This is a genomic window from Lentimicrobiaceae bacterium (genome assembly GCA_023227965.1).
Taxonomy (GTDB): Bacteria; Bacteroidota; Bacteroidia; order Bacteroidales; family JALOCA01; genus JALOCA01.
In genome coordinates, this window is sequence record JALOCA010000063.1 from 1 (window position 1) to 10,106 (window position 10,106).

Sequence of the window (10,106 nt, forward strand, 5' to 3'; positions counted from 1 at the left end):
ACCCCGGATGTAAAGTAAATGACAGGAATATTCTCCCCATAAAATGAGGCATGGTCGGATGGTCCATATCCCTCTTTGGAAATTTTAAGGTTGAATCCATGAACAAGGCTGTCGACCAATGCATTGGACTCCAGAGCTGTACCAACTCCGCCGATGGTTAGGTCCTTTGCGGAATCAAGGCGGCCTACCATGTCGAAATTAAACATGGCATCAGCCTTTTTTAAAGAATAAGGAGGTTCTTTAACGAATGCTTTTGAACCAATTAAACCGAATTCTTCCGCCGTAAATGCCACGAAAATAATGGGACGCTTGTTGTTTTTTTCGTGTGAGAATTTTTGAGCCAGTTCAATAACAGCTGCTACTCCGGAGGCATTGTCGTCAGCGCCATGATGCACGGCAACAGTATCCGGCATTCTGGATCCTGAGCCTGCTCCGCCGAATCCCAGATGATCGTAATGGGCTCCAACAATAATAAACTCCTCGGCCAGTTTTGGATCTCTGCCAGGTACCATTCCAACAATATTTTGAGTGACTGTGATTTTAGGAAGGACAGAAGCCTCACCTTGCACAGCAATATCCGTCAGCTTGAAAAAGGGTTTTTTATCATTTTTGATTCTATTTTCAATTTCAGCGAAGCTTAATTGCTTATCCAGGATCAGGTCGGCAGTCTTTTGGGAAATTTTCATGACCGGAACAGAATAGGGAGCGCTATTTTTGTCAAATATTGCGGTTTTAGTAGCCCCATTCGTATTAAAATCGGCCGTAACAATTAAGATTCCACCTGCATGGTGGTCAATGGCATTCAGCACCTTTGTGCGAAGATCGCTCTGCTTTAAAACCTCCTTGTTTTGCTGAAGGTGATCTGGAATACCATCAAAAATAAGTACCCAGCTGTTTTCCACCTTGAAATTTTGATAATCATCCCATTTCAAACTATCCGTCGAAAAGGTTATCCCATATCCGGCTACGGCTAATTTTCCTGCAAATGATTTATTAGCCGAGAAAAATAGTGGTTCATAATCCGCACCCAAATCAAACGTCTGCTGGGCGGAAGTAAGATGGTTCTCCTTGCCAAACTTAAATCCCGTTATTAATTTAACTGGTTGATATCCTTTGTTGTAAAGCATTTTAATGCCGGATTTTCTGAATTTTTCAGCAATAAAATGAGCCGCAAGTGAATCGCCCGGTAAGCCAGGCTTTCTGCCTTGAAACTCTTCTGATGAAAGTATTTTAATGGTGGAAGCGATCTCTTTGTCTGTAATTTTTGGCTGATATTGTACAATACAACCCGAAAAGAGTACCAGTGCACACAGTGAGAATTTTACTAAAATCTTCATTTGATGAATTTTATTAGGATAACGTTTGGATGGACAAATATAATGATCTCTTCAGGTTTTTTAATACTTCAGGATGAACAGGATCAATGAATATTTAGTTTATTTGTAAAAAGTTACCTGAAATAAATTTCTTTTGAAGCTTGCGTATGAGATTAATCTTTGGTCATTTTCGTTGGATCTCCTATGGTTTTTTTGTTTTGCTTACTTCCTGTGTCTCAATGGGTAAGATATCAATACAGGTTTCAGTACCTCCCGAAAAACCCATTTCAAATGAAATACAGAGTGTTGTGCTGATGAACCGAAGTATGAACAGTTCATTTTCAAACCTGAATCAGGATTCGCTTGAGAATTTATTTATTAAAAAGAAATTGGTTTTGGATGAGCCAATGCTGGACAGTTTGGCTGCTGATACTACCTTGAAATCCCTTGGAAATGCCTTGTATGAGTCAGGCAGATTCGATGTTGTCATTCCAGTACAGAGAAATCTTCCAAATACAAACCTTTCATATGCTACCAAATCCCCTTCGCTTAGTTTAGCGCAAGTAAAACAGATTTGTACTGAATTCAAAACCGATGCCTTGCTGTCGCTCGAAAATTTTTACGAAAACGTAAATACCTCATATCATGTGGGATTTGAGCGAATTACGGATTATGGGTCGCTCAAACAATACAACATTATAGTTCAAGTAGCCTATCATTCCAATTGGAAGTTGTATCAACCAGCTGAAAAATTGAAAATTGCCAGTTTTGAAGTAAACGACACCATTTTTTGGGAAAAAAACGGAAACTCCCTGCAAGAAACTTATGAGGAATTGCCAACGATAAAAGATGCCCTTTTAAGTGGTGCGATTGAAAACGGACAGACCCTTTCAGGTTATATTTCACCTGGCTGGCAGGAACAGTCAAGAAATTACTTTATTACCAACAACGCGGAGGCAGACAGGGCTATAGCTTACGTAAAAAGCAACTATTGGAAAGATGCTGAAAGGATCTGGATGAAATTTTCAACCTCTTCTTCTCCCGCTTTGAGAAGCATGATTGAATACAATCTCGCTCTTGCCGCTGAAATGAACGGCGATTTGAAAGCAGCCATTCAGTGGGCCAAAAGATCCTTTAAATCAAAATTTAGCAGAACAGCTGAGGAATATATTAATCTGTTAAACAGACTCCAGAATGAGAAACCGCTTTTAAATTAATTTAAATGTTTATATATGAAATTGTTAGAGGGAAAGACAGCAATTGTCACCGGTGCTAGCCGGGGTATTGGAAAATCCATTGCAGTTCTGTTCGCGCAACAGGGTTGTAATGTAGCTTTTACGGATCTTTTTTACGATGATATTGCCAGGGAGACTGAAAATGAGCTAATTGCTTTAGGAGTTAAGGCAAAGGCCTACGCTTCTGATGCTTCAAAATTTGATGAAACTACTCAGGTTGTTGAGCAGATCGTTAAGGATTTTGGCGGTATCGATGTGCTGGTTAACAATGCCGGCATTACAAAGGATACTTTGTTGATGAGAATGACCCAGGAACAATGGGATACCGTGATCAATGTTAACCTTAAATCGGTTTTTAATTTCACGAAAGCTGCCCAAATGACGATGCTGAAACAAAAAGGGGGATCAATTATCAACATGAGTTCTGTGGTAGGTGTGAGTGGCAATGCAGGTCAGTCGAACTATTCAGCTTCCAAAGCAGGTATCATCGGATTTACCAAATCTATTGCTAAAGAGTTGGGATCCAGAGGTATTCGTTCTAATGCGATTGCCCCGGGCTTCATTATCACCGAGATGACGGCTAAAATACCTGAAGATGCCCGCAAACAATGGGAAGCATCAATTCCAATGAAAAGGGGTGGATTACCCGAAGAGGTTGCGAAGGTTGCCCTGTTTCTCGCTTCCGATCTCTCTTCCTATGTTTCAGGTCAGGTAATCAGTGTTTGTGGTGCGATGAATACTTAGAGAGCTGAATATAATCCATAATAAAAGGGCTATTTGTTGAACAGATAGCCCTTTTTCATTCCCGAATATTTCGGTAATATCCGAATTTTTAAACTGTAGTATTATAAAAATTTAAACCCAAGGTTAACAGAAAATGTGTTTCCTTTAGATGTAAAATTAGAACCGAAACTGGATGTATCAAATGTCTTGGATAATCCCCATTCATAGCGAATATCAAAAGTAAACATCAACACATCAACTCCGGCGCCCAATTGGTAATCCCATGTGGCATTATTGAAGTTATAGTTAAAACTTTTGTCGCTTTCATATCCTGTTGAAAATGAGATGGCGGGACCTGTAAAAGCACGAATGGAGGCAACCTTAAGGTCAATCAGTTTAAGACCCAGCAACACCGGAACCTGAATAGATTTCATTTTAATTGCATCTGTAGATGCACCAACTGAAAATTCCTCATTTTTAACAACATACAAGAATTCTGGTTGCAGGTAAAATTTTTCCCCTCCGAATCGTCCAAAAGCACCAAAATTGTATCCCCCTTTTGAGTCCGCTTTTATGGTATTCAGGTCGGTAGAAAGCTTTGTGGTATTGTACCCTGCTTTTATTCCAAGGTCAAAAGTCGCAGCAAATGTCACAAAAGCCAACATAAGCAATGATAAAGTCATCAGTGTCTTTTTCATATCGATAAATTAAGAAAATAATTAATGATTCAAATTAGCCAATATCAAAATATCAGATGCGGCATTAATTTGAGTTGATGAAGCGCCTGACAAGGAGGTTTGCACCAGGGTTTTCACAGAATTAAAATAGTTTACATAAGCATTAACGATTATATCAGCTGAAACTGTCGCTCCTATAGTTACATTTAAGGTTGCATTCGCTCCAACAATTCCATTAATACTGGTGTCAATCGTACCAATTGCCGTTGCCTGAGCGCTTAATGTAAGTTTTAACTGGGCAACAACTGCCGAATGGTATTGTACAAAAGCATCTGCTATTTGACTTATACTTACTGAACTTTTAATCGAATTTGTTAGATTGGCTCCGGCTGATACAACCGCACTTGATTGTGCACTTGATGCGCCTGCTTCCATGAATTTAGCTTCCATGGCCTGGCGCATAATAAATGCAACTCTCAGATAATTACTTTCAGCAGATGCAAAATAGATAGGTAATGACATGCTGGCGGCAGCATTTACAAAGGCTTCAGAAGAAATCACTGATAACTTTGCATATGTTTCTGCTTTTACATTTGCACTTGCGTATGCAGAGACAATTGCTTTTTGAAAATTGTCAAATTTTTCTTCATCAGCGCTTTGGGAATCATCCGCGTTATACAAAGCAGTTTCAAAGTCAGCTTGTGCTTGTGCATTTGCCGTAGAAATTGTTTGTAACTGACTACTTGAAATCCCAAAATAAGAATTGCCCGACGCTTTTGTTTTAGCCTGTGCTGCTACTTCCAAGCTGCTAATAAACTGATCTTGCGCGCTCGCATTCCCTTTTATTTGAGCGGCAACATCAGCATTAACATAAAGTTGAACGTCTGTTTGAGAAATGACATTTGTTTTACCTGTTGCGATCAATCGTGCATACACTTCGGCCTCGGCTGAGGTTTCTGTATTTAAAGGTTGGGCATAGACTGTTGTCCCGCTTTTAACTTCAGCAGAAACTACTGCTTTCCATCCCGACGTGTTTTTTGTTGCAACTACAACTAAATTTTTAGTGCCACTCATTTTTGTTTCAACTACAAATTTCCCATTAACATCTGTTTGAACGCTTTGGGTTGAAACAGTATTTAATGAACCATTTGCTTGTACTTCAGCAATAATAACAGTCGCACCCTGAACACCTGCCGCTACTTGTCCGCTCTTTAAAGACGCACTTTTAAGTCCGCTGCTTTCGGTCACACGACCAGATACTTTTGAATTTGATGCCCCACTTGAATCGTCTGAACTTTTGGAACATGAAATCAGTCCTGCAAAAAGGAAAGCCGCAAATAAATATTTGAGGCCTTTAGTAAATCTTACTTTTTCTTTCATAATCCTGCCCTCCTTTTTAATTGTATTTTTTCTATATGACATAATGATATAAAGACAAATGTACTCACTTTTATTTTAAATATGCAAATAAATTCGATCTTCTTATTCTAATTACTCTAGTTCATCTTTCCCCAAAGATATTTCAGTTTTTGGCTGTGAAAAAATTTATTCAGCAAAAGGGTGGAAATAATCAACAAAATGTCGTTTTCTTTCAACGATTAAAGGTTTCGCTCTTTGCTAATCAGTTGATATGCTTCAATTACTTTTTTAAATTTCTCGTTTGCAGCTTGCTGTATTTCTTCCCCCAAATAACTCACTTTATCAGGATGATAGTTGACGGCCATCTTCCGATAAGCTTTTTTTACCTCTTCATCTGAAGCAACGGGTTGAAGTTCAAGAACATCGTAGTCCCAGATAGGCTTTAATCCTTATTAAACTCAGCATGATCACTGGAATTAAAATTCCCTTTAATTTTATTATAAAGCGAAATATTTGATGCGTTACTTATGACAATTATTCCATTGGTAAGCGTAGCAACATCAAGATCCGATTGCAGTATGCCATTCATTAATAAAGCCAGATTTAAGTTGATCAGACTTGTATAATTATTAACCGCATTTAGTATGGTCCCTCCTTCGGCTTCGGCTTTAAAGGCAATATCTTCATTTACGATAACCCGGATAGGAATTAAAGTTCCGGTAGAATTTGCATAAGTACCTGATAAATAAAATACAGGGGATGAGCCTGCATCGGCTTTGTATGCTTTTATCTCCAGGGATATTTCTTCATAAACACCCGGTTGAAGAATGATTTCCCCAATAACTGAATTAACACTGAACAGGTCAATTTTTTTTATCCCTTTCCATTCATAATCAATATTGGAGAAACCTTGAGATGTTTCGCTTTCCTTCTTTTCTGCTTCAAAATCAATTTTGGACACATTTATAAAGCAAGTTTCCCATACAAAATTTGGAGTGGCTAAAGATCCAGACTTGAGAACTGAAAAGGTGTTATTGGTTGCCTGGGCTTTAACCCTGAGTGTGGAGGAACTACTGGATGTATCCTTTTTGCATGACGCAAACATCATTACTGAGACTACTGCAAATACCGTCAAAATTTTATACTTTTTCATTTCATTTTATTTTACAATGTGAATAAATTTTTACAACTGGACAAAGTTTGATACTTTGGTGACTGATATTGTTACATAAACATTTAAATTATTTGCATAATTCACATCTTCGAAGATACTCCAACCTTTGGCAGTGAAAAAGTATATTCAACAAAAGGATGGATTAGATCAATCAAATGCTTATTCCATTCAACAATTAGTTATTTGAATTCCAAATGGTTGTGAAATCTTGCCGACTGCGATAGCCTATTAACCAATTGGCACGGAAAAATTATTCGCGTTTCAGTGAAGAATAATAAATGAGATTACCTGAATAACATTAAAGCTTTCTCTCTTTGCTAATCAGCTGGTAAGCTTCATTAACCTTTTTAAATTTTTCATTGGCAGCTTGTTGAATCTCTTCACCCAAATAGCTCACTTTGTCGGGGTGGTATTTTAAAGCCATCTTTCTATAAGATTTTTTCACCTCCTCATCGGTGGCAGAAGGTACTATCTCCAACACATCGTAAGCCCAGTCAGTTTTTGGTATCATCATGGCTTCAATCGAGGTATAATCCGCCGTTGAAATTCCAAGATTGATGGATATATGCCTGATTAACTTTAGTTCATCAGGATGAATTTGACCATCTGAAGCTGCTATACCAAACAGAAAATGAATGAGTTGTAGTCTGCCTGGATAATCCATGTAATTTTTTATCTGCTGACAAACATCGGTAACCTGAATTTTTTGTTTCGTCAAATCGTGAAGTATCCTTAAGGCATTTTGTGCACCATCCGCTCCAAAATTGACTTTAAAAAATTCTTTCACATAATTTAGTTCTGATTTCATGATCTTTCCATCAGCATTCAATACTGCTGAAACCAGAACAATCAGACTGAAAAGGTAATCGTTAGGTGTCGTCTGTGTTCCGTTTCCAAATGTTCTTGCATTGGGATCTGATTTTTCGGAAAGATCAAACAATGTTCCCAAAACAAACCCTGCCAATGCACCAATAGGACCACCTAGTGTCCATCCCAAACCACTACCTATCCATTTTCCAAACATGATTCTTCGACTTTAAAAGTTGATCCAATATTAAAATTTGTGAAATAATAAGCTGATTATCATTGTTTTCTATTACAAAATCAGCCATTTTTATTTTTTCTTTATCCATCATTTGATTGTTCATTCGTTGCACGACATCTTCAGGTCTTGAATGATCTCTTTTTGAAACACGTTCAATTCGTTCCTGTTCATCAGCAACGACCAATATGGTGAAATCGAAGTTACGAAAACTTCCGGTTTCAAAAAGAATAGCTGCTTCGTAAATAACATAGGGGAAATCTGAATTTCTGGCACTCCATTTCTCAAATTCCCTATGCACAGCAGGATGAATAATACTATTGAGTTTCTCCAGTAGTCCACGGTCATTAAAAACGATGGAAGCCAGCATCTTACGGTTCAACAATCCTTCCGCAGAATAAATATCTGATCCGAATATTCCAATCAATTCTGTGCCAATTTGGGGATCTTCATTTTGTAATCTTCCGGCTTCAACGTCGGCATTGAATACAGGTATACCCAGTACACTGAAAACTCTGCAAACAGTCGATTTTCCGCTTCCAATACCACCTGTAATTCCAACCTTCAGCATAACCTTCTATTTTTCGTGTTCCAGAATATACTCAACTTCCCTGGGAGAATAGCTTACAGCCAGCACAACATTTGAATGGCTTTCGAAAGTTACTGCCAAACGCGGATCTTTGAGAGAGATCTTTTCAAAATTAATATATGCATGGAAGGTGCTGTAATCCAGTTTTTTGTATTTGCCAAGTCCTATCCGGCAGGTAACCTTAACCTTTCCTGGAAATGTTTTGATAGTAATATCGGAAGGATTGTTGATAACCTGAATAGGAATTTCAAAGGTTACTTCAGTGTTTTGTTCCACAGGTATGGTTAAATTCACCTCTTTGGTGTCTAGTTTTACTCCGGACGGAGGTTGAATAGTTACCCGCTGCTCAATAGAATGTGCTAATTTGGTGAATGAATAGAAATTAGTCGGAATGAATTTTAATGTATCCAGAATATCTTTCGGTCCGCTTACCAGGAATGAATCCGGAACAGTTGTTGGTTCACCAGCCAAAGAGTATTGACTTTCAAAGCTGAGTCTTAGTGAAGGTTTAACTTTGATCTTTTTCGAAATGATTTTACTGAAATTGAAAACGAGCGTGTCTGGTTTGATGGAGAGAATTCTAATCTCGCTACTGATTTGCTTCTCAATTTCTTCTTTGTGGCCGACAGCAGAGACGGTGTACTTGTATCTGTATCCTCTGTCCAAGGCATTATCAATCAATTCGTTGACATTTAATAAGATGGGCGAAAATGCCAACCTGAGTTTGTAGGTTAACAGGGTATATCCGTAGGCATCAACCACTAAATCAAGATTCTTTGGGAGAGAACCTGAAAGCTGTTTATCCTTCGGAAAATCAACAAAATTTACTGGAACATTGATTCTGCTTGTATAGCGCTTTTCCAAACTGTTCAACAACCATAATAGTGAGGAGAGTGCCAGGCAGACAACAAAAACAAGCGCCTTATGGTAGCTGAAGTTCTTGACTTTACGCTTAACAAACAAGAATATTTTCTTTACCCAAATTTGCTTCATCCATATTATGTTTTACCCGGCTTGTTTAAAATAAAAAATGGCCGGAAGAACCGGCCATTTTTTATTACTTTGCTACCGGAGCATCGCTCATATCTTTTAGCACAACACTTTTATCAACCTTTAATTTGATATTTGGCGCTACTTCAAGATAGATGATTTGATCTTTAATCTCATCAATTCTTCCGTATATGCCGCCTGATGTGACGACCTTGTCACCCCTTTGAAGGGCATCCCTGAATTTTTGTGTCTCTTTCTGCCGTTTCATCTGTGGACGAATCATAAAAAAGTAGAACACAACGATAATTAATACTAGTGGTAAAAACATTCCCAACATACTTCCCTGTGGTTGCTGTTGAGCGATAACAAATAATAGTGTACTCATTTCAAGTTATTTAAATCAATGTTAAAATTCTTATTTTCTACATATGCGCCAATTGTCAATGTTTTGGTTTCGCCGTCTGAGGTTTCAATTTCTACTGTCTTAACCTGGTTTCCCCATTCTCCGGCAGTTTGAAAAATCACCTCAATGTTAGAGCTGCTACCTGAAACGATCTCTTCTTTGCTGAATTGAACGGTCAGGCATCCGCAAGTCGGTTCTACTTTTGTCAAGCGAAAAGGGGAGCTCCCACCGTTCTTATACTGAAAAGAATAGGCTACAGTTTCTCCCTCTTTCAAGGTACCAAAATTATGTATTTCTTTGGTAAATTCAATCCTGCCGGGTTCCTTTTTTTTGTTTGAGTCGATCGAAACAGAAGGGGAGGTGCGACTGGATGTTTTATTCCCGCAACTCAATAAAATGATTGCTGCGATAATAAAAGATAATGTTTTAAAGTACCTGTTGATCATCCTTCCAAAAGACCCCGTCCCGTTTTCACAATTTTTCCCTGTTCTTTAAAATCTTTGGTGATTCTATCCAAAACACCATTGATGAAGATGCTGCTTCGTTGGGTACTGTAATACTTAGCCAACTCAATGTATTCGTTTAAAGTCACCTTGAC

At 38.2% G+C, this 10,106-nt stretch carries 13 protein-coding genes; 2 read left to right on the forward strand and 11 right to left on the reverse strand.

Going from position 1 to position 10,106, the window contains the following annotated elements; all coding sequences use genetic code 11:
* Positions 1–1,337 (reverse strand): M20/M25/M40 family metallo-hydrolase (locus M0R21_13350; GenBank protein MCK9618807.1); only part of this gene is annotated, 1,337 nt, incomplete at its 3' end.
* 146 nt (positions 1,338–1,483) lie between these two features.
* Between M0R21_13350 and M0R21_13355 the strand changes: the two genes are divergently transcribed.
* Positions 1,484–2,533 (forward strand): DUF6340 family protein, encoded by a 1,050-nt coding sequence (locus M0R21_13355; GenBank protein MCK9618808.1) that lies wholly within the window; start codon positions 1,484–1,486, stop codon positions 2,531–2,533.
* 15 nt (positions 2,534–2,548) lie between these two features.
* Entirely contained in the window at positions 2,549–3,295 is a 747-nt protein-coding gene (fabG, locus tag M0R21_13360; GenBank protein ID MCK9618809.1) for a 3-oxoacyl-[acyl-carrier-protein] reductase, read from the forward strand.
* 101 nt (positions 3,296–3,396) lie between these two features.
* Here fabG and M0R21_13365 read toward each other — a convergent pair whose 3' ends face one another.
* The 10 genes from M0R21_13365 to M0R21_13410 all read right to left on the reverse strand — a co-directional run.
* Positions 3,397–3,972: a PorT family protein gene (locus tag M0R21_13365; protein ID MCK9618810.1), complete on the reverse strand. Its 576-nt coding sequence runs from the start codon at positions 3,970–3,972 to the stop codon at positions 3,397–3,399.
* Between the two features lie 21 nt (positions 3,973–3,993).
* Entirely contained in the window at positions 3,994–5,331 is a 1,338-nt protein-coding gene (locus tag M0R21_13370) for a hypothetical protein (protein MCK9618811.1), read from the reverse strand.
* Between the two features lie 218 nt (positions 5,332–5,549).
* Positions 5,550–5,747, reverse strand: coding sequence for a DnaJ domain-containing protein (locus tag M0R21_13375; protein MCK9618812.1), 198 nt, complete (start codon positions 5,745–5,747; stop codon positions 5,550–5,552).
* Positions 5,748–5,752: 5 nt separating this feature from the next.
* Positions 5,753–6,463 carry a hypothetical protein gene (locus tag M0R21_13380; GenBank protein ID MCK9618813.1) on the reverse strand — a complete coding sequence of 237 codons (711 nt, stop codon included), beginning with the start codon at positions 6,461–6,463 and terminating at the stop codon, positions 5,753–5,755.
* A gap of 319 nt (positions 6,464–6,782) precedes the next feature.
* A complete protein-coding gene (locus M0R21_13385; protein MCK9618814.1) occupies positions 6,783–7,508 on the reverse strand; it encodes a TerB family tellurite resistance protein in 726 nt (241 codons plus the stop codon).
* Positions 7,486–8,097, reverse strand: a complete 612-nt coding sequence (gene coaE, locus M0R21_13390) for a dephospho-CoA kinase (GenBank protein ID MCK9618815.1) — start codon at positions 8,095–8,097, stop codon at positions 7,486–7,488. The genes M0R21_13385 and coaE overlap by 23 nt, the downstream gene beginning before the upstream one ends.
* Positions 8,098–8,103: 6 nt before the next feature.
* Positions 8,104–9,108 (reverse strand): hypothetical protein, encoded by a 1,005-nt coding sequence (locus M0R21_13395; GenBank protein ID MCK9618816.1) that lies wholly within the window; start codon positions 9,106–9,108, stop codon positions 8,104–8,106.
* 64 nt (positions 9,109–9,172) lie between these two features.
* Entirely contained in the window at positions 9,173–9,490 is a 318-nt protein-coding gene (gene yajC, locus M0R21_13400; protein ID MCK9618817.1) for a preprotein translocase subunit YajC, read from the reverse strand.
* The gene (locus M0R21_13405; GenBank protein MCK9618818.1) at positions 9,487–9,783 is read right to left on the reverse strand and encodes a DUF1573 domain-containing protein; all 297 of its coding nucleotides are present in this window, start codon (positions 9,781–9,783) and stop codon (positions 9,487–9,489) included. Before M0R21_13405 ends, yajC begins: the two co-directional genes overlap by 4 nt.
* Before the next feature lie 167 nt (positions 9,784–9,950).
* The coding region (locus M0R21_13410) for a transcription termination factor (protein MCK9618819.1) at positions 9,951–10,106 on the reverse strand (156 nt) is incomplete at its 5' end.